Consider the following 19671-nt stretch of genomic DNA (forward strand, 5'->3'; position numbering starts at 1 on the left):
ATCGTCCGACCCATCAAGGTCAGGCGCGGGGTCAGGCCTCGCGCTTGGCCAGCGCGCGAAGTTTTTCGCGATCTGATGCCAGCGGCAATGCCGCTTCGGCATGTTCCAGCAGCCGGTCCTGCGCCGCACGGGCGGCGCGGTCCATATCGGGCCGGTCGGTGCGTTGGGCGGCGGCTTTCAGCGAATTGAGCGCCCGTTGCAGCCGCAGCGCCACCTCGATCATGCCGGCGCCATCGCGCGCCACGGGGTGGAAATAGTCTTCGATCAGGTCGGCCTCGGTCGTGGGGTGCAGATGAATGCGTTCCGCACCGCGCGGCGGCTCGAACGGCTCCGTTTCGGGCTGGGCTTCGCAAAGCAGGCGTTCGACCCGGCCCGTGACCTCGATTGCGGTGCCGGGATCGTTGAGCCCCGGTGACAGCGCGCGCGAGGCGATTTCCGACAGCACGGTCAGCCCAAAGCGCGCGTCCTGATCGAAGGTCCGCACCGGGCCAAAGGTGAACGCCTCCGCCACCGCCTTGACCAGCGCCGCGTCAGAGCGTCCGATATGCGCCACCGGGCTGCCGGGCGCGCAGAAGGCGCCGGGCCCATAGGGCAGGTAAATTTTGGTGCTGTAATCCTCGGCCATCCGGGCCAGCGCGGCCATATCCACGAATTGCACATGCCCGCCGCGATCACAGGCCACCGGCGTCAGCCCGGCAGGCAGATCGTCGCGGTCGGCCAGCCGCCGCGCCCCCATTGTCGGCGCATGGCGGAACCGGCGCAGGGTGTCGCGCACGCGCTCTTCCACCTGATCCAGCGTCTCGTCCAGACTGCCCAGTCGACTGAGATGCGCGATCCACCGCAGTACGGCAAGGATCACCAGCGCCACGACGATCACGGTAAAGCCAAAGACCACGACCGCCGCCGTCGCCCCGTAGATGTGCGACCGGAACAGGATGATCGCGGTCAGGGCATAGACAAACGCCCCAAGGAACGTCGCCAGCACGGTCTGGGTCGTCGTGTCCTCCAGCAGCAGACGGTGCGAACGCGGGGTGATCTGGCTCGACGCCTGCATATGCGCCGACACCATCACCGTCAGCGAAAAGGTCGTGACGGTCAGCATCGACGAGGCGAGGATCGACAGCAGCGGCATCACCGCGTCTTCACCCAGACGTTCCACGGCCTCATCGGGGATGAGCGGACGCAGCAGCGCGGCGGCGGCAAGGGCCACGAGCGCCAGCAACGCGATGCCAGCGGCGCGCACCCAAAGTTTGCGCAAGACACGGCGCAGCCGCCAGAGTTGTTTGGAGATCAAGCTGTTGTCCCTTCGGTCCCTAGTCTGGGTCAATGTCCGCGCGGGGCGGGTGGTTCCGCATCAGCGGGATGATGGCGACGGGTGCCGGGGCCCGCGCAGGGGTTGCATCCCTTGTCGGATCGGTCGATTGGAGGCCCGACCGGCCCGTGCTGTCAACCAAAGCCCCGCGATAAGGAGAGCCACCGCCATGAGCGACCCCGTCAAACTGACCTGTGCCGCCTGTGCCGCCGTGAACCGCCTGCCGCACGAAAAGTTGGGCGCGGGACCGAAATGCGGCACCTGCGGCGCCAAGCTATTGCCCGGCAAACCGCTGGAGTTCGACCCCCAAAGCCTGCAAGCGGCGATCCGCAACGACGACCTGCCGCTGGTGGTGGATTTCTGGGCGCCATGGTGCGGGCCATGCCGGGCGATGGCACCGGCCTTTGCCCAAGCCGCCGGGCAATTGGCGCCGGAGGTGCGGCTGGCCAAGATCGATACCGAAGCGCATCCCGCCGTGAGCCGAAAATTCGGTATTCGTGGCATTCCGCTGCTGATCCGGTTTGATCGTGGCCGCGAGGCGGGCCGGGTCGCGGGGGCGCGGCCTGCGGGGGATATTGTGCGCTTTGCCCGCGGTGCCCGGCTGGGACGGTAGCGCGCGGGTGCATGACAACGGAAAGGACATGACATGGCAAAATTGATCCACACGATGATCCGGGTGCGGGACGAGGACCGGTCGCGCGCGTTCTACAAGGATGCGTTCGGGCTGGAATTGGCCGAGCGGCTGGATTTCGAGAGCTTCACCCTGATCTATCTCAGCAACCCCGAAACCGAATTCGAACTGGAACTGACGGTCAACAAAGGGCAGGCGGAGCCCTATGATCTGGGCAATGGGTATGGGCATCTGGCCGTGCTGGTCGATGATGCCGACGCGCTGCATGCCCGCCTGACGGAGGCCGGATATGCGCCGCGCAAGCTGGTCGATTTCGCGCCCGACGGGGGCCCGCTGGTGGCGCGGTTCTTTTTCGTCGCCGATCCCGATGGCTACCAGATCGAAGTGATCCAGCGCGGCGGGCGGTTCGGCTAAGCGAGGGGGCGGTGCAGAGCGGGCGCGCCTGCGATTGCGGACCACCGCTGCGCCGCCCGCCCGCCTCACGCCGCCGTCTTGACAACGCGGCGCAAATATTCGAAATCACCGCTCAGTGGGGCCGTAGCTCAGTTGGGAGAGCGCGTCGTTCGCAATGACGAGGTCGTCGGTTCGATCCCGATCGGCTCCACCAGATTTCCCTACGATCGCAATGCTGTGGCCTGCGCCGCGACCACCTCGACCGGGGTGGTGAGCCAGTGTTCTTCCAGATTGGCATCCGGGTCTTCGCCTTCGGGCGCGATGCGGTCCACCACGGCGAACAGACCGGGCGCAAAGAGCGGCGTCAGCACCCCGTGCCATGTGCCGCGCAGCAGGTTGATGCCCTGTCCCGGCTCGGTCAGGAACGCCTGCGGCTGACCCGGGCGGCCATTGGCATCCGGGGCGACAATCACCAGAAACGGGTTTTGGTGCAGCGGCAGAAACGCCTGACTGCCCAGCGGGTGCCGCTCCAGCATCTCTAGCCGGTAGGGCAGGGTGCGGGGCTGGGCGTCAAACAGGCTAAGCCCGGTGCGCCCGCCATCCACATCGATCCGCGCGCGGTCGTGATAGCGCCCGCACAGACCTTGGTTGATGATCTTGTCCGGCGCGCCGGTGGTATCGAGCAGGTCACCAAAGGGCGCAAAGTCCTGCGCGGTCAGCGGGCGGACAGGTAGCGGGTCGCGCGTGGCGGTCATCCTAGAACTCCATCGCGCGCAGGCGGTGCAGGGCGATGCGCTCCACCTGTCGGCAGGCCGCGACGAATTCGGTCGCGCGATCGTTTTCAACCCGGTCTTGGAACGCGGCCAATATCCCGGCCTTGTCGTGATCGCGCACCGCGATGATGAACGGAAAGCCGAATTTGGCGGTATAGCGGTCATTCAGATCGGTGAACGCGGCCTTTTCCGATGGGGTTAGCGCATCCAGCCCGGCGCTGGCCTGTTCGGCGGTGCTGTCTTCGGTCAATTCCCGCGCCTGCGCCAGTTTGCCCGCCAGATCCGGATGCGCGGTCAGCACGCCCAGCTGTTCGTCGCCGCTCGCGCGGCGGAAAATCCGGCATAGCGCGGAATGCACACCGATGGCGGTGTCATGCGCGGGGCCCAGTTCCAGCGCATGGGCACGCTCCGCAATCCACGGCGAATGCTCGAACACCCCGCCGAAACGGCGCGTGAAGCTTTCGACATCCATCTGGCTGGGGTTGATGCGCGGCCCCGGCGCGGGGTGGGTTTCGGCCCAATGCCGGGCGATGTCGATCCGCCGCGCGAACCATACATCCGGTTTCGAGGCGGCATAGTCGAGGAACCGTTTCAGCCCCATGATCCGCCCCGGTCGCCCGATCAGACGGCAATGCAGACCGATGGACAGCATTTTCGCGGCGCCACGCTCGCCCTCGGCATAGAGCGCATCGAAGCTGTCCTTCAGATACTGATAGAAATGCTCGCCGGTGTTGAAGCCCTGCGGCGTGGCAAAGCGCATGTCATTGGCGTCGAGCGTATAGGGCAGGATCAGCTGATCACGGTCGCCCTCGCGGATCCAATAGGGCAGGTCGTCGGCATAGGTGTCCGAGATATAGTCGAACCCGCCTTCCTCCGCCGCGAGCCGCACGGTGTTGTGGGAACAGCGCCCCGTATACCAGCCGCGCGGACGGGTGCCCGTCACCTCGGTATGCAGGCGGATCGCCTCGGCCATATCGGCGGCCTCATCCTGTGGAGAGGCGTCTTTGTATTCCACCCATTTCAGCCCGTGAGACGCGATTTCCCAATCCGCGTCCTGCATCGCGGCAACCTGTTCGGGGCTACGCGCCAGCGCTGTCGCGACGCCGTAGATGGTGAGCGGAATGTCCATTTCGGTAAACAGCCGGTGCAGCCGCCAGAACCCGGCGCGTGCGCCGTATTCGTAAATCGATTCCATATTCCAATGGCGCTGGCCGGGCCACGGCTGCGCGCCGACGATTTCGGACAGAAACGCCTCGGACGCGGCATCGCCATGCAGGATGCAGTTTTCGCCGCCCTCTTCGTAATTCAGCACGATCTGCACCGCGATCTTGGCGCCGCCGGGCCAGCGCGGGTCCGGCGGGGTCTGGCCATAGCCCTGCATGTCGCGGTCGTATCGATCCATGTGCTGCGTTCCTTCCCTTGGGGAATATGTATTCACGGGTTGCCTGAGCGGGACTTTCCCGCCTTCATGGGGGCAGTGCAAGCAGGTGGATGACACCCAAAGGAGGTGGATGACAATGGCGGGCTATCTGACCACCCATGTTCTGGACACGGCGCGCGGGTGTCCTGCCGAAAATATCGAGATCACGCTGTACCGGATCGACGGGGCGGAGCGGGTCGAGATCGCGCGCATGCGGACCAACGAAGATGGCCGCACGGATGGGCCGATCCTGCCCGATGACGATTTCGCGCCCGGTATTTACGAGCTGATCTTCGATGCCGGGGCTTATCTGGAGGCGACAGGCGCGCCGGGGGAAACCCCGCGCTTCCTCGATCAGATTCCGATCCGGTTCGGCATGTCGCGGGCCGATCATTACCATGTGCCGCTGCTGCTCTCGCCGTTCGGCTATTCGACCTATCGCGGGAGCTGAAATTTCAGGCAGCCTGTGCCGTTGCGGCGCGAATGCGGTGCGGATGCGATCCGCGCTTGGCGCGACGGGGGTAGGGCGCTTAGCCTGACCTGATCCACCAGACGTCACCGACAGGGAACCCGATCATGCTCGATACCCCGCAAACGCCGCTTGTTTCTATCGAAAACCTGCGTGTCGAATTCGACACCAATGACGGGCTGGTCGTGGGCGTCGAGGATGTCTCGTTCGAGATCGGCGCGGGCGAAACCGTCTGCGTGGTGGGCGAAAGCGGCTCGGGCAAATCGATCTCCTCGTTGTCGTTGATCCGGTTGGTGGAATTCGGCGGTGGCCGCATCGCCAATGGCCAGTTGAATTTCCGGCGGGGCGACAGCGCGGAGAGCACCATCGACGTGGCGCGCGCCGACAATGCGTTAATGCGCACGATCCGGGGCAATGAGATCGCGATGATCTTTCAGGAGCCGATGAGCGCCCTGAACCCGGTTTTCACCATCGGGCGGCAACTGTCCGAAGGTCTGCGCGTCCATAAGGGGCTGAGCCGGGAGGCCGCGATGGCCCGCGCGCTGGAGCTGCTGCAACGTGTGCGCATCCCGGAGCCGGAGCGGCGCCTGAACCAGTATCCGCATGAATTGTCGGGCGGCATGCGGCAGCGCGTGGTGATCGCGATGGCGCTGGCCTGCGAGCCTCGGCTGTTGATCGCGGATGAGCCGACAACCGCGCTGGATGTGACCATTCAGGCCGAAATCCTCGCCCTGATCGACCGGCTGAAGCGCGAAACCGGCACGGCGGTGTTGTTCATCACCCATGACATGGCGGTGGTGGCACAGGTCGCGGACCGGGTGGTGGTCATGTATCGCGGCAACAAGGTCGAAGAAGGGCCCGTCGAGCAGATTTTCGAAGCGCCGAGCCACGACTACACCCGCGCGCTGCTGTCGGCTGTGCCCAAGCTGGGCGAAATGGCGGGCACCGACCGGCCCGCGCCGCTGAATGTGCTGGGCCAACCCAAGGTCGAGGCCCGCCCCCCCCGCGCCGGGTCTGGCGAGCCCTTGCTGGAAGTGCGCAACCTGACGACCCGTTTCGCGGTCAAGGGGGGCTTGCTGCGGCGCACGGTGGCGCGAGTGCATGCGGTGGAAGATGTGTCGTTTACGCTGAATGCCGGTGAAACGCTGTCACTGGTCGGGGAGTCGGGATGCGGCAAGTCCACGACCGGGCGGTCGATCCTGCGGCTGATCGAGCCGGATAGCGGGCAGATCCGGCTGGGCGATACCGATGTGCTGGCCCTGAGCGAGCGCGAGATGCGTCAGGCCCGGCGCGACATGCAGATGATATTCCAAGACCCCTATAGCTCGCTCAATCCGCAGATGCGGTTGATGGATCAGGTGGCCGAGCCAATCCGCAATTTCGGGCTAGAACGCGGATCAGCCATCGAGGATCGCGTGGCGGACCTGTTTGACAGGGTGGACCTGCCGCGCAGCTTCCTGCGCCGGTTCCCGCATGAGCTGTCCGGCGGGCAGCGGCAACGCATCGCCATTGCGCGGGCGCTGGCGCTGAACCCAAAGCTGATCGTCGCGGATGAGGCGGTCTCGGCGCTGGATGTGTCGATTCAGGCGCAGGTGCTGAACCTGCTTATCGAACTGCAGGCTGATCTGGGAATTTCGCTGCTGTTCATCAGCCATGACATGGCGGTGGTGGAGCGGATCAGCCATCAGGCGGCGGTAATGTATCTGGGCCGGATTGTCGAAATCGGCCCGCGCCGCGCGATTTTCGAAGATCCGCGTCATCCCTATACGCGTGACCTGCTGTCCGCGGTCCCAATTGCGGACCCCCGCAGACGGAAGCGCGAAAGCGAACTGAACTTCAAACCGATCCCCTCGCCCGTGTTTCCGCTGGATTATCAGCCGGCGCCGTCGACCTACGATGAGGTGACACCGGGGCATTTCGTGCTGCGCGACGTGTAGGGAAGGCACCACGGGATCGGGTGCGGAGTTCAGTGCTGGGGGCCACCGTGCTACAGAACAACCGCCCGCTAACAAGCGAAGCGCGCGGGGCGAGGGCCTGCCCGTTCGGGCGGGCTGGCTCCCATCGTGCTATAGCGCAACCGCCCCGAACAAGCCGAAGGCGCGGGGCGAGGGCCTGCCCGTTCTGGCGGGATGGCGCTTTGCCACCTTTCGCTGACCTCGGATCGGGGAGGAACGGGGCGGGCATAAAGCGCTCCGCTCATCTGTAGCGGCGCCACCCCAAGGGCAGGCTACCCCCGAGCAAATGAGCAACCGCCCATGGACAAGCCGAAGGCGCATGGGCGAGCGCCTGCCCGTTCCGGCGGGCTGGCGCTTCGCCACCCTTGCGCTGATCTCGGAGCGGGGAGGAACGTGGCGGGCATAAAGCGCACCGCTCACCCGTCGCAGCGCCATCCCACGGGCAGTCTCCCGTCATGCTGCCGAACCAGCGAAGCGCGTGACCTAGCCCTCAATAATCCCGCTCGAAGAAGATCCCGAGGCTGGTTTCCCCGTTGCTGCCCGCGCCGCCACGGACGGTCACGGTATCGGTCAGGTCGATGTTGAGGTTGATCGTCGTCTCGCCCTGCGAATTCGCCGTAACATCCGTATAGATATTGTCGGAGATGTATTTGCCGACACGTAGCGCGGCGTTGCCATCCTCGTCCGCGGTCACGTCCAGATCGTCGACGCCGATGTTTTCCCGCAGTTCCGTCAGCAAACCACCGCTGCCCTGACCGGCCAGCGTCGCCACGGCAGAGGCCAATTGCGCGGCTTGCAGCGGGGACAGGTTTTCGATGCTCTGGCCAAAGAACAGACGTGCAAGCACCTCGTCTTCGGGCAGGTCAGGCTCGGAGGTAAAGCTGATTTCGGGATCGGACGCGGTGCCGCTGATACCAATCGTGGAGGTAAAGCCTGCATTCACCGTGCGGGCGCTCAGCGCGATGGAGGGCGTCAGCCCGCCTTGCAGGAACACCGCGCCTTCGTCCAAGGTGAAGCGCTTGCCCAGCAGATCGAGCCGCCCGCGCACCAGTTCAAACGAGCCGACCGGGATGATGTCGCTTGTCGTGCCGGTCACCCGCAGTTCACCGCCCAGTTCGGCATCAAGCCCACGGCCGCGGATAAAGATCCGGTTCGGCGCGCGGATCAGCACGTTCAGCGCAAACCCGTCCGAGCCGCCATCGCCATCAGCGCCGCTGCCGTCCCCATCGCTGTCATCCCCGATCAGCCCGGCCCGTGCACGGGTGGCGCGCACGATTGCAGGCTCGTTGAGATGGGTGATGTCGGGAATGTCGGTCGAGAAGGCCAAGCCGGTTTCGGGGATGCGGATTTCGGTTTCGCCGATATCGATGGTGCCGCTGATCGCCGCGCCCCCGGTCAACGGCCCGGCCAGCGACAGCCGCCCATCGAGCGAGGTGCGGTAAAGGTTGGGATCTTCCAGCACCAGATCGCCCAAACGGATCGCCAGGTCGGCGTTGTAGCCATCCGACAGCGTGATCGGCCCGTCGACATAGAGCCGCCCGCCCGCCATCGCCCGCGCGAATGCGTCGATGGTGGCGCGACCGCCGCCAAGCTGCACGGTGACGTTGATGTCTTCGAGCGTCTGTCCCAGCGTGGGCAGGCTCATCTGCGCGCCGCGCGTGGTGACCTGCCCGGAGACGGAACCCAGAGCCGGTGCGCCATTGATCGACAGGTCGAACTGCGCGGTGCCGGCAAGGCTGCGAGGCGCGAGAACCCGGTTCACCAAGGCCAGCGGCACACTGCCGGAGGCATCCAGATCGACGGTGGAGAAATCCTGCGCCATGCTGCCCGTGACCCGCGCCTGCGCGCTGCCGGGGCCGCGACTGTCAAGCGCGACGCGCCAGCCGCCGCCCGACACCTCGGCCACCGTGCCGTCAACGGCGAGGCTGCCGGACAGACCCGGCGCAAAGGGGGAGATATTGGGCAAGGACAGTTCAATCGCCACATCCGACGCGCCGGAGCCCACAACCCCATCCACCGCGCCGCGCGCGCCATAGGGGCCGGTCAGGTCCAGATCGACATCCCACAGGCCGGCGGTTTCCTCGCGCACGTCACCGGCCACGGTAAGCGGGCCGGACAGACCGGGCGCGAAGGGGGCGATATTGGGCACTGAAAGCCGCGCCTGCACATCCGTTGCGCCTCCCAGAACGACACCGGCGACGCTTGCTTCGGAGCCATAGGGGCCTGTCGCGTCGAGATCGACCTGATACTGGCCGCCGTCCAGTTCGCGGATGGTGCCAGCGGCCCGCAGCGGGCCGGAGAAGCCGGGCGCGAGCGGCGCGATATCGGGCAGGTAAACCTGCGCTTCGACATCCGTCGCACCGCCCAGAACGACCCCCTCGACACTGGCATTCGCGCCATAGGGGCCGGAGGCGTCAAGATCGACGGCAAAACGCCCGCCGTCCAGTTCGCGGATCGTGCCCGCCGCCTGGAGCGGACCGGCATACCCCGGCACCACCGGCGATATATCGGGCACGGCAAGCTGCGCTTCGATATCCGTCGCGCCACCGAGCACGACGCCATCGACACTGGCGGTGGAATTATAGGGGCCGGTCAGGTCCAGATCGACATCGAGCGAGCCGTCGCCCCGTTCCTGCACCCGGCCTTCGGCGGTGAGCGGACCGGAATAGCCGTATTGCGGCAGCAGCGGTGCGATATCGGGCACCAACAGGGTGATCTGGACATCCGAGGCGCCGATCTCGACCTCGCCATCGACACGGGCGGAGGTGGAGTAGGGGCCATCGACGGCCAGATCCACGTCAAAGCGGCTGGCGGTCAATTGCGTCACGCGGCCATCCACCGCGACCGGGCCGGAATAGTCCTGATCGGGCAGCAGCGGGGCGATATCGGGCAGCGAGGCCGCCAGCACCACATCGACATCCTCCGGCGCGATGCGGCCTTCGACGCGCGCTTCCAGATCATAGGGGCCGGTGAGGTCCAGCGCGACGTCGAACGCGTTTTCGCCAACTTCCCGCGCCGTACCTTTCAGGGTCACGGGGCCGGAATACTGCTCCAGCACCTCGCCGATTTCGGCAAGCCGCGCGTCGAGCGTCACGTCGCTCTGACCGGGCGCGACCAGCCCGGAGGCGGCAAGAGTCACATCGGGGTTGCGCAGATCGATCGTGTCGATCCGCAGTCCGGTTTCGTCGCGCGATACGCGCCCGACCAGCGTGGTTTCGCCGTCCAGCAGCGGGTCAAGCTGGGCGATGCCCACGGCCAGATCCTGCGCGGTGACGTCGAGTGCCAGATCGAAGATGCCGCCAAGCACGTCGCCGCTGCCTTCCAGATCGGCGCGCACGGCACCTTCCAGCGGCTGACCGATCAGCGGTGCGTAGCGGGCGAGGTTGTTGGCCTCGAAGCTGGCGCTGCCTTCCAGTGCGACGGACCGGTCGGCAATGCGCGCCTGCCCGGTGGCCGAAAGGGTCAGATCCTCGCCGCCAAGCGTCAGGCTTTCCAGCACCAGCGGTGCATCCTCCTGCCAGCTGATCTGTGCGGTGCCGCCCAGATCGGCGCCAAGGGCCGCGCTCAATTCCGCATCGGGCAGGTCGACGCCCGTCGCGGCAAAGCGGAAATCCGCAGTCACGCCACGCGGGCTTTCTTCGGTGGTGTCGGCCTGAATGGTGCCGGTGCCGTCAAGCGCGAGCCGCGCGATGCTGACATCGCCCCGCACGACATCGGTCGTGGTGATCGACGCTTCCCACGCATCGCCGTTTTCGGCGTCGAACTGGGCGCGCAGGCGGGCGTTCTGGATCTGCAGCGGATCGCCGGAGACGGGCAGCACAACCGGATCGCCGCTGGTGTCTTCGATTGCGCCTTCGATGTTGAACGAGCGGGGCAGACCGTCGCCGCCGATCACCAAAGCCCCGGCGATATCGAGCCGCCGGGCTGTCAGCGCAAAGCGTTCCAGATCGACGCCGCCATCGGGGCCGGTGGCGCCGCGCGCGGTCAATTGCACGTCTTCGCCAAAGAAATCCTGATATTGCGGCAGGAACAGCGGGGTCACGTCACCGCCGATATCGACAGAAAATTCGCGTCCGCCGCCGGTCTGGCCGCGCAGTTCCACCGACCCGGCAAGGCGCTCTTCGCCATCGGTTTGCAGATCGATGGTGGCATTGAAATCGTCAAGCGGGCCATCGCCCTGAATGCGGGCCACGACCGAAGGTTCATCGGGGATGCCAGCCAGCGAGGCGACGATGCCGCCGGGGTCTTCCTCAAGGGCGACGTCGATCGTCAGCGCGTCGCTGGCATTGGAATAGGCACCTTGGACCGAGAAAATCCCGGTCCGGCCATCGGTGCGGCGCAGGTCCAGATCGGCCTCGCCTTCGCCATTGGCCAGCCGCATGGAGCCTGCGAGGGTCGCGACCACGTCCTGCCCGATTACCGGCTCACCAATTTCCGCGCGCTCGATGGCGAGTTTGTCGATGCGGATCGACACCGGCAGTTCCGGCAGGGAAAAACCGGAAGCCTGCGCATCCGATGTCTCGACCGGCTTTTCGGCGGGGAGCGGCAGACGCGGCATGATGATTTCTTCGGCGGAGAGTTCCTCCACCTCGACCCGGCCCCGCAGCAGGGCGGAGCGGTTCCAGTCCAGCACAGCGCCGCGCAGGGTCAGCCATGCGCCATCCGCGTCCGAGATGATCAACTCGTCCATCCGCACGGTCGAGGACAGCGCGCCGGAGAACCCGTTGATGATGACCGAACGGTCCTCACCCGACAGGTTGTCTTCGAGAAAGTTGACGATCAGACCCTTGTCGCGATCTTCGTCCTCGGCGTCCTGTGCCGCCGCGCGCGGCGCGCCGATCTGCCAGCCATCGGGCGCGACCGGGGTCAATTCGGGGCCGACAAAAGCCCAGGCGCCAGCGATCAGCGCCGCGGTGATGCGGAATGCTTTCATCAGAATGCCTGCCCGATGCCGATATAGATCTGATAGGGGCTGATATCGTCGTCACCGCCGGACACCGGCGTGGCGATGTCAAAGCGGATCGGGCCCAGCCCGGTCTGGTAGCGCACGCCAATGCCCGCGCCGGTAATCCACGAGCCTTCGTCATCGATCCAGCTGTTGGCACCGATATAGGCCGTGTCGACAAACCCCACGAGGCCAAGCGCATCGGTGATCCCGCCGCGCAGTTCCACCGAAGCCCCGATGAAGGAGCGCCCGCCGACGGTTTCGTCATCCACCTCGACGCCCAGTTCCTGATAGGGGAAACCGCGGACCGAGCCGCCCCCCCCGGCGTAGAACAGGTAATCGGGCGGCGCTTCGTTCAGGTCCGGCCCGACGAGGCTGCCGAATTGCAGCCGCCCGGCGACCACGGCGCGATCATCCTTGCCAAACCCGTAATAGGCCCGCGCGTCAGCGGTGATCTGCGCGCCCGACGGCGTGTCAGACAGGCCCAGCAATGGCTGCACGCCAAGGTCGATGTAATAGCCGCCCGTCGGGTTCAGCTCATCGTTGCGTTTGTCATATTCGGCGGTGATCGGAAACGCGATCAGGGTGTAGTCGCGCTCGCCAAAGGCATCGTCGATATGCGCCGTGCGGAACAGTGCGCCTGCTTCCAGTGTCAATTCCGGCGTCACGATCCGGGTCAGGCCCCCCCCGAAGGTGAAGCTGTCGGAATCGTAATTCGGCTCCCGCTCGCGAGCGAGAGTGCCCAGAACGTAAAGATCGGTATCGGTCTGGAACGTGGCCGGGCGCGTGAACCGGGCCGACAGGGTAAAGTCGGGCTGTTCATCACCGCCGATCTGGGCAATCTCACCGTCGATGCGCAGCCGCTCCGCCCCGCCCAAAAGATTGCGGTGTAGCCAGTAGGTCGACAGCGTGGCCCCGTCGACGGAGCTGAGTTCCGCGCCAAAGCCCAGACGGCGGCGCTTTTCCTCGATCAGCGCGGCGTCGATGGGCAGCACGTTGCCCGGCGCGACCTCCTCGGCCTCGCTCAGCGACACGGAGCGGAATGCACCGGCGCGGCGCAGCCGTTCGGAGGCCAGATCGAGTTCGTCGGGATCGAACACCTTGCCCGTCGGCAGACCGGCGATTTCGCGGATACGTTCGGTGCGCACACGCTTATTGCCGCTGATCCGCAACTCGCCAAAGGTCAGGCGCGGGCCGGGATCGACGCCCAGCCGCACATCGAGCCTGCGCGCGGCGTGGTTCGCGGTGACCTGCTGCTGAGGCACATCGGCCTTGGCAAAACCTACCGCGCGCCAGCCTTTGACCGCGGCCTTGCCAGCATCGCTGACCAGTTCGCTATAGGCGGGCTCACCGGGGGCAAAGCCATCGGGCAGGTCGGTCTCGGGGGCGATGGGCGCCACGCGCGCTTCGCCAAAGGTAAAGGTCTGCCCCGGATTGACGCGCACCTCGATGCGGCTGATCTGCGCGGGCGGCTCCAAGGGGGGGATATCCGCGGCCTCGCGCCCGTCGATCAGAATATTCACGGTGCCGTTGTAATAACCCTCGCTGTAGAGCGCGCCGACATAGGCCCGGTAATCGGCCCGCGCGGCGGCCAGCAGATCCTGCGGCGTGGTGCGGTCTTCGTCCCGCGCGGCCTTGATTAGCGACGCGCGTCCCAGCTTATCCGCCAGATTATCGCTCGCGCCGGGCGCTACGATGCGAAAACTGTCAAGCGCCGCTGCCGGAAAGGCAGCCGTGCTTAGTGTGAGGCTCAGGACGAGAGGAGAAAGTCGGGGCATCGGAATATCGCTGAGAGGGCACATACAGCCCCAATCGGTAAACGCATTGGCAAAGCATTGCCACCGGGTTGACGTGGATGCGGCAGCAAATCGCCACAACTTCGCGCATTCGCGATGTCTTGCGCCGGGTGCCGGGGGGCGCGTGCCGCAACGGCACCCATGCGCGGCGGGTCGAACGGCACGCCGGGGCGTCACAGGCCATTGTGGCTGCCCTGACGCTGGGTCATGATCGGGGTGTAAACAGCAGGGGGCCCCATGCGCGGAACCACCATCACCATCGCCCAGCAAAAGGGCGGTTCAGGCAAGACCACATTGGCGATCAACCTCGCGGTGGAGTATCGGCGGCTGGGCTGTTCGGTCGCGGTTCTCGACACCGATCCGCAGGGGTCGCTCGGGCGGTGGTTTATGACGCGGATGGAGGCCAGTGGCGGCGCGCCCGACATCGAATTTTCCACCGCGTCGGCATGGGGCGTGGGCTACGAGGTCGAGAAACTGCGCAAGTCTCACGATGTCGTTATCGTGGACACCCCGCCCAAGGCCGATGCCGATCTGCGTCCCGCATTGCGGGTGGCCGATCTGGTCGTGGTGCCAGTCTCCGCGTCTCATGTGGATCTATGGGCCACGGAAAGCGTGCTGGAACTGGCCGAGCGCGCGGGCCGTCCCGTTCTGGTCGTGCTGAACCGCGCCCGAGGCGGCACCCGCCTGACGACAGAGATCGCGCAGAAGCTACAGGATCTGTCGGCCCCGGTCGCAACCACCGTGATCGGCAATCGCGTCGTCTATGCCGAGGCCGCGGGCACCGGGCAGGGCGTCTCGGAGCGGGGGCGCAACAGCCCCGCCGCCGCCGAGGTCAACGCGCTGGTCGGCGAAATCGGGGACCGGCTCGACGCATGAGCTTGCGGCCTGTCATGCGTGGGCGGGCAGGGGGCGCACGCCCCCGTGCGCGGCACACGGCTCCGTGAGGGGGCGTATCCCGCGTTGACCGAACGGCACGGGCACGTCATCGTCGAAAAAGTTTTCCCCGAGCCATGAGGCCCCCCATGACCCGTTCCCCGCGCTCCCTGATCCTTGCCGTATCCGTCATTGCCCTTGGGGCAGGTGCCGCGCTTGCCGAGGCCCATATGGATCCGATCGAGGCCCGGCAGCAGGCGATGAAGACCGTCGGCGCATCGACCAAGACGCTGGCCCAGATGGCGAACGGCACCAACCCGTTCGATGCCACAGCCGCCGAAACCGCGCTGAGCGAAATGCAGGCAGCCGTGGCCGATTTCGCCACCTATTTCCCCGACGGCTCTGAGAGCGACGAAAGCGAAGCCGCCCCTGCGATCTTTAGCGACCGCGACGGGTTCGAGGAGCAGGTGGCCGAGTTTCAGGCCGATATCGACACCGCGCTGGAAACCCCGCCCAGTTCGCAGGATGAGTTGAAAGTCGCGTTTGGCAACGTGGCCGGAAATTGCAAAGCCTGTCACGAGACTTACCGCGTCGATAAATAACCGGGTCTGTCGGGCCGAAATGCCCGGCGTCTGCCATTAGCGCGGCGCGACTGTCATGGTCGATGCCGCGTTCGCGTGGGTCTGGATGCCTCGGCGCAGGTTCGTTCCCCGGCAGAACCACCGCATCAAAAACCCGCGTCGCTTGTCACAGCGCCGCGGGTTTTCTTGTAGGGGGCCGGGCGACAGGGCTGTGGCGGCCAACCGGGTTCTGCGCCTGCCGTGGTCAGCGGGGCCAAGTGGCCCCACCGCCATCAGGCGAGGCTCTCCGTCTCGATCCGCAGCCGTTTGGCCGCCGCGCCGGGTGCGGTGCCCCAAACCGCGATCCAGCGATAGAAGAGCGGCGTCAGGAACAGGGTGAACACGGTCGCAAAGCCAAGGCCGCCAACGATCACCCAGCCCACGGCGATACGGGCCTCGGCCCCCGCGCCAGAGGTCAGGATCAGGGGCAAGCCGCCAAAGACGGTCGACACCATCGTCATCATGACCGGTCGGATGCGCAGGCGCAGCGCATTGCGGATGGCGGTGTCGATGTCCTCGCCCGCCTCGCGAAGCTGGTTGGCGAATTCGACGATCAGAATGCCATTTTTGGCCATTACCCCGATCAGCATCACCAGACCGATCTGGCTGTAATAGTTCAGCGAACCGCCGGTGATAGAAATAGCCAGCAACGCGGCGGCGAGGCCAAAGGGCACTGTCATCATGATGACGACCGCGCTGGCGAAGCTTTCGAATTGAGCCGCCAGCACCAGCAGCACGACAATCAGCGCTACGCCGAAAACCGCGTACATTCCGCCTTGGGTATCATCCAGCGTTGCGGCCTCCCCGGTGAAGGTGATGCCCATGCCGTCGGGCAGAACCTCATCGGCGAGTTCCTGCACCCGATCCATAGCGGTCGACAGGTCGACGCCCTCGCCCAGATTGGCCTGAAGCGCGACGGAAAGCCCCCCGCCGAGCCGCTCGATCTGGGCATCGCTGACCACCGTATCCAACGACGCGACCGCCGATAGCGGGATATAGGCGCCGCTGGGCAGACGGATGGAGAGCGAGGCAATGTCCGACGGATCGTCGATCGGCGGGCCGCCGGGCAGGACGTTGACGTCAACCTCGACATCGTCAGAAAAGACGCTGACCGCGACGTCGCCCAGCACCATCGCGCGCACGAGTTGCGTGACATCGGTGCTGTCGAGGCCCATGTCGCTGGCGGCGGCTGTGTCGACCGAGACTTCCAGTTGGGCATCGACACTGTTGTTCGACAATTGCGGATTGAGGAACGTGTCGTCCTGCGACATGGCCGCGATCAGGCTGTCGGCGGCGTCGGTCATGTTGGCCAGATTGGTGCCCGTGACCGCCAGCCCCAAACCGCCGCCTGCGCCACGGATATTGAGGCTGTTGGTGGATCGCGCACTGACCTGAACGCCCGGCACCGACGCCAGTTGACCGCTGATCTGCGCAATCAGTTCCTGCTGGGTAAAGTCACGCTCGGCCCAGTCGGGCAGGCGCACCACGATAAAGGCGCTGGTGCCGCCGCCGATGCCAATGATGCTCTGCACCGCGGCGATCTGGCCGGATTGGAGATAGGGCGCGAGGATTTCTTCTACCAGCACAACCTGGGAATCGAGGTAGTCGATAGCGGTGTCCGATGCGCCGCGCGCCTGCACCAGGAAAAACCCGCGATCTTCTTCCGGGGTGATGGTGGAGGGCAGCGTCGCCGCCGCACCGATGGCGATCATGGCAAAGCCGATGGCGACCGAAAGCACGAGCAGCGGCGTGCGGATGGCGAAATCCATCACCGTATCAAAGCCGCGGGCAAGCGCGCCGGGTTTGGTTTCTACCGCTTTGGCCTGTGATTTCCCCGGATCGAGCAGGGCCGCCAGAACCGGCGCGAGCGTCAGTGCGGTGATCGACGACAGCGTGACCGCAAAGGCCAGCACGAAGCCGAACTCCGAAAACACGCCGCCCGCCTGACCCGGCAGGAAGGAGATCGGGATGAACACCGCCGCAAGGGTGGCGGTGGTCGAAATCACGGCAAAGAATACTTCGTTCGTGCCTGCGGCGGCGGCGGCGAAGGCGCCCATGCCGGATTTGCGTTTGCGGACGATGTTTTCGATCACGACGATGGCGTCATCCACAACCATCCCCGTCGCCAGAACCAGCGCCAGAAGGCTGATGGTGTTGACCGAAAAGCCGGTAAGCCAGATCGCGGCCAGCGTGCCGATCAGGGCCACGGGGATCGTGACCGCCGGGATCAGCGTCGCGCGCGGGGAGCGCAGGAACAGGAAGATCACCGCAACCACGATGACGGTGGCCATCAGGATCGATTTCACCACCTCGTTGATCGACCCTTCGATGAAAATACCGTCATCGGAGGTCACCAGAAGCTGCACGCCTTCGGGCAATTGGCTGCGCAGTTCTTCCACAGCGACGCCGACGTCGCGGGAAATCTCCAGCGTGTTGCCGACCGATTGCCGCGTGATGTCGAGGCTGACGGCGGTTTCGCCGTTGACGCGGGTATAGACGCTCGCGTCTTCGGGGATCAGCTGAACAAAGGCGACATCCGCCACCCGTGTGGTTTCATTGACCGGCAGCTGGTTGATGGTGTCTACGGTGACCTCGTCGTTGCCGACCCGCAGCGACAGGGTTTGCGAATCCGTCGACAGCGAGCCCAACGCGGTATCATCGCGCAGCTGAGCGAGCGCGGTGGACACATCGAACACGGTCAGGCCCCGGCTCAACAACGAAGGCAGGTTCGCCGCGACACGGAATTCATTGGCGCGATTGCCCCGCACGGTCACCTCGGCGATGCCATCGATCAGTGACAGGCGCTCATACACCGCGCCTTCGGCAAGCTGGGTCAGTTCATTGAAGCTGGCGTTCCCCAGCAGCGCCAGACGGATGATCGCGTCGGCGTTGCTATCGCTTTTGCTTACAGTCGGGTCGTCGATATCGTCGGGCAGGGAGCGCAGGGTGTTCGACACGATCTCGCGCGCTTCGTTGGCGGCGACGTCTACATCGGTGCCATCGGACAGGTCGATGGTGATGCGGCTCGATTCCGCGCTGGAGGTCGACTCGATATAGGACATGCCTTCGAGCGCGCTGAGCGCATCTTCCAGCACCTGCGTGACTTCGGTGTCGACCGTGCTTGCCACCGCCCCGTCATAGGTGGTGCGGACCGACAGCACGGGCTGATCCACATCGGGCATTTCGCGGATGTCGACGCTTGTCAGCGCCGCAAGACCGGCAATGATAATCAGAAGGTTCAGCACAATCCCGAAGATCGGGCGCGCCACGAATGTATCCGCGAACCCGGCCTTATGCGCGCGTTTCTCAAAGCTCATGCGCCAGAACCCCGGGCGGCATCCGCCGTGGTGACCTGCGCGCCCTCGCGCAGCTTTGCCGCGCCCTCGGTCACGATCTGCGCGCCCACGGGGGCCTCGGTTTCAAGCCAGACCTGATCCCCGTCGCGGTAGCGGATGGTCACGGGCACACGTGCCGTCTGTCCCTCATCCGCGACCCAGATGCCTGCGCCGGACCGGTCCCATGTGATCGCGGTAGAGGGCACCATCGGCAGCGGGTCGGTATCTTCGTTCATGCGAATTGCGAATGTCATGCCCGACAGCAGTAAACCTTCGGCATTGTCGATTTCGGCCTGCACGGTCGCGCTGCGGGTCACGCTGTCCAAACGGCTGTCGAACGCCGTGATGGTGCCTTCGAACACGCGCCCGGTATAGGTCGGCGTCGTCACCAGCACCGGCTTGCCCTCGGAGAGAAGACCGATGGAGCGTTCCGGCATTTCGAACGTTGCCAGCAACGTCGTGGTGTCATCCACGGTGACGATCGTATCGCCGGTGGACAGCTGATCCCCGACCTGCACGTCGCTCAGCCCCAGTCGTCCGGAAATCGGCGCGACCACGGTGCGGTTTTCCAAGGCGACCTCGGCCAGCCCGACATTCGCCTCCGCCAGCCGCAGTTCCACCAGCGCCTCGGACAACGCCACATCCGTGACGACGGCGCTGCCATTCTGATGCAACCCTTGGTAGCGGGTTACGGTCGCTTGCGCCTGATCGCGATTGGCCTCCGCGATTTCCAGCGCCAGTCGTTCGGAGCGGTCGTCCAGACGCAGCAGAACGTCGCCTTTCTCGACCAGCTTGTTGGCCTGCAACGCGGCCTCGACAACTTCGCCCGCCTCGGTCGCGACGACCTCGGCCCGACGCAGCGACACGGCACTTCCGACGGTGCGCAGCTCCTGCGTATAGGCGCGCGCCTCAAGCGGGGCGAGCACGACCGTCGTCGTCCGCCCCTGCCCACGGGGTCCACCGGGCCCTCCGGGCCCGCCGCCGGGACCACCGGGGCCCCCGGCGCCGCCGCGTGGCGCGGCGTCGGTTTGCTCGGACGGAGCGCCGCCCCACAGCTGCGCAACCTGTGCAGGCACGCCAAAAGCGATTGCATAGGCACCGGCCAGAACGACCAGCGAGAGGAGGGCGACACTAATTTTTTTCACGTTT

At 65.6% G+C, this 19671-nt stretch carries 13 protein-coding genes and 1 tRNA gene; 7 read left to right on the plus strand and 7 right to left on the minus strand.

Annotation, left to right across the window (positions count from 1 at the left end; genetic code table 11):
- Window positions 1–31: 31 nt before the first annotated feature.
- On the minus strand, window positions 32–1294 hold the full coding sequence (locus CBW24_RS06910; protein ID WP_097373096.1) for a DUF2254 domain-containing protein: 1263 nt from the start codon (window positions 1292–1294) through the stop codon (window positions 32–34).
- Window positions 1295–1481: 187 nt separating this feature from the next.
- Between CBW24_RS06910 and trxC the strand changes: the two genes are divergently transcribed.
- From trxC to CBW24_RS06925, 3 genes are all read left to right on the plus strand, one after another.
- Window positions 1482–1925, plus strand: coding sequence for a thioredoxin TrxC (gene trxC / locus CBW24_RS06915; protein WP_097373097.1), 444 nt, complete (start codon window positions 1482–1484; stop codon window positions 1923–1925).
- Window positions 1926–1958: 33 nt separating this feature from the next.
- On the plus strand, window positions 1959–2357 hold the full coding sequence (locus CBW24_RS06920; protein ID WP_097373098.1) for a VOC family protein: 399 nt from the start codon (window positions 1959–1961) through the stop codon (window positions 2355–2357).
- A gap of 117 nt (window positions 2358–2474) precedes the next feature.
- Window positions 2475–2550, plus strand: a tRNA-Ala gene (locus CBW24_RS06925).
- Between the two features lie 7 nt (window positions 2551–2557).
- Here CBW24_RS06925 and CBW24_RS06930 read toward each other — a convergent pair.
- Window positions 2558–3091, minus strand: a complete 534-nt coding sequence (locus CBW24_RS06930; RefSeq protein ID WP_097373099.1) for an ureidoglycolate lyase — start codon at window positions 3089–3091, stop codon at window positions 2558–2560.
- Between the two features lies 1 nt (window position 3092).
- On the minus strand, window positions 3093–4511 hold the full coding sequence (puuE, locus tag CBW24_RS06935) for an allantoinase PuuE (RefSeq protein WP_097373100.1): 1419 nt from the start codon (window positions 4509–4511) through the stop codon (window positions 3093–3095).
- Between the two features lie 115 nt (window positions 4512–4626).
- Between puuE and uraH the strand changes: the two genes are divergently transcribed.
- Both uraH and CBW24_RS06945 read left to right on the plus strand, forming a co-directional pair.
- Window positions 4627–4980: a hydroxyisourate hydrolase gene (gene uraH / locus CBW24_RS06940; RefSeq protein WP_088664382.1), complete on the plus strand. Its 354-nt coding sequence runs from the start codon at window positions 4627–4629 to the stop codon at window positions 4978–4980.
- Between the two features lie 125 nt (window positions 4981–5105).
- Complete coding sequence (locus tag CBW24_RS06945; protein WP_088664381.1) at window positions 5106–6935, plus strand: ABC transporter ATP-binding protein; 1830 nt, start codon at window positions 5106–5108, stop codon at window positions 6933–6935.
- Window positions 6936–7443: 508 nt separating this feature from the next.
- On the opposite strand, the gene CBW24_RS06950 is transcribed toward CBW24_RS06945, so the two are convergent.
- The gene (locus tag CBW24_RS06950; protein ID WP_097373101.1) at window positions 7444–11886 is read right to left on the minus strand and encodes a translocation/assembly module TamB domain-containing protein; all 4443 of its coding nucleotides are present in this window, start codon (window positions 11884–11886) and stop codon (window positions 7444–7446) included.
- Window positions 11886–13676 (minus strand): autotransporter assembly complex protein TamA, encoded by a 1791-nt coding sequence (locus tag CBW24_RS06955; RefSeq protein WP_097373102.1) that lies wholly within the window; start codon window positions 13674–13676, stop codon window positions 11886–11888. Before CBW24_RS06955 ends, CBW24_RS06950 begins: the two co-directional genes overlap by 1 nt.
- 255 nt (window positions 13677–13931) lie before the next feature.
- On the opposite strand from CBW24_RS06955, the gene parA reads away from it, so the two are divergent.
- Window positions 13932–14570, plus strand: a complete 639-nt coding sequence (gene parA / locus CBW24_RS06960; protein WP_088664378.1) for a ParA family partition ATPase — start codon at window positions 13932–13934, stop codon at window positions 14568–14570.
- A gap of 146 nt (window positions 14571–14716) precedes the next feature.
- On the plus strand, window positions 14717–15169 hold the full coding sequence (locus CBW24_RS06965) for a c-type cytochrome (protein ID WP_157773110.1): 453 nt from the start codon (window positions 14717–14719) through the stop codon (window positions 15167–15169).
- 251 nt (window positions 15170–15420) lie between these two features.
- Here CBW24_RS06965 and CBW24_RS06970 read toward each other — a convergent pair whose 3' ends face one another.
- Window positions 15421–18504 (minus strand): efflux RND transporter permease subunit, encoded by a 3084-nt coding sequence (locus tag CBW24_RS06970; protein ID WP_097373104.1) that lies wholly within the window; start codon window positions 18502–18504, stop codon window positions 15421–15423.
- Entirely contained in the window at window positions 18501–19667 is a 1167-nt protein-coding gene (locus CBW24_RS06975; RefSeq protein WP_097373105.1) for an efflux RND transporter periplasmic adaptor subunit, read from the minus strand. Before CBW24_RS06975 ends, CBW24_RS06970 begins: the two co-directional genes overlap by 4 nt.
- Window positions 19668–19671 lie beyond the last annotated feature (4 nt).

The sequence above is a fragment of the Pacificitalea manganoxidans genome (genome assembly GCF_002504165.1).
Taxonomy (GTDB): Bacteria; Pseudomonadota; Alphaproteobacteria; order Rhodobacterales; family Rhodobacteraceae; genus Pacificitalea; species Pacificitalea manganoxidans.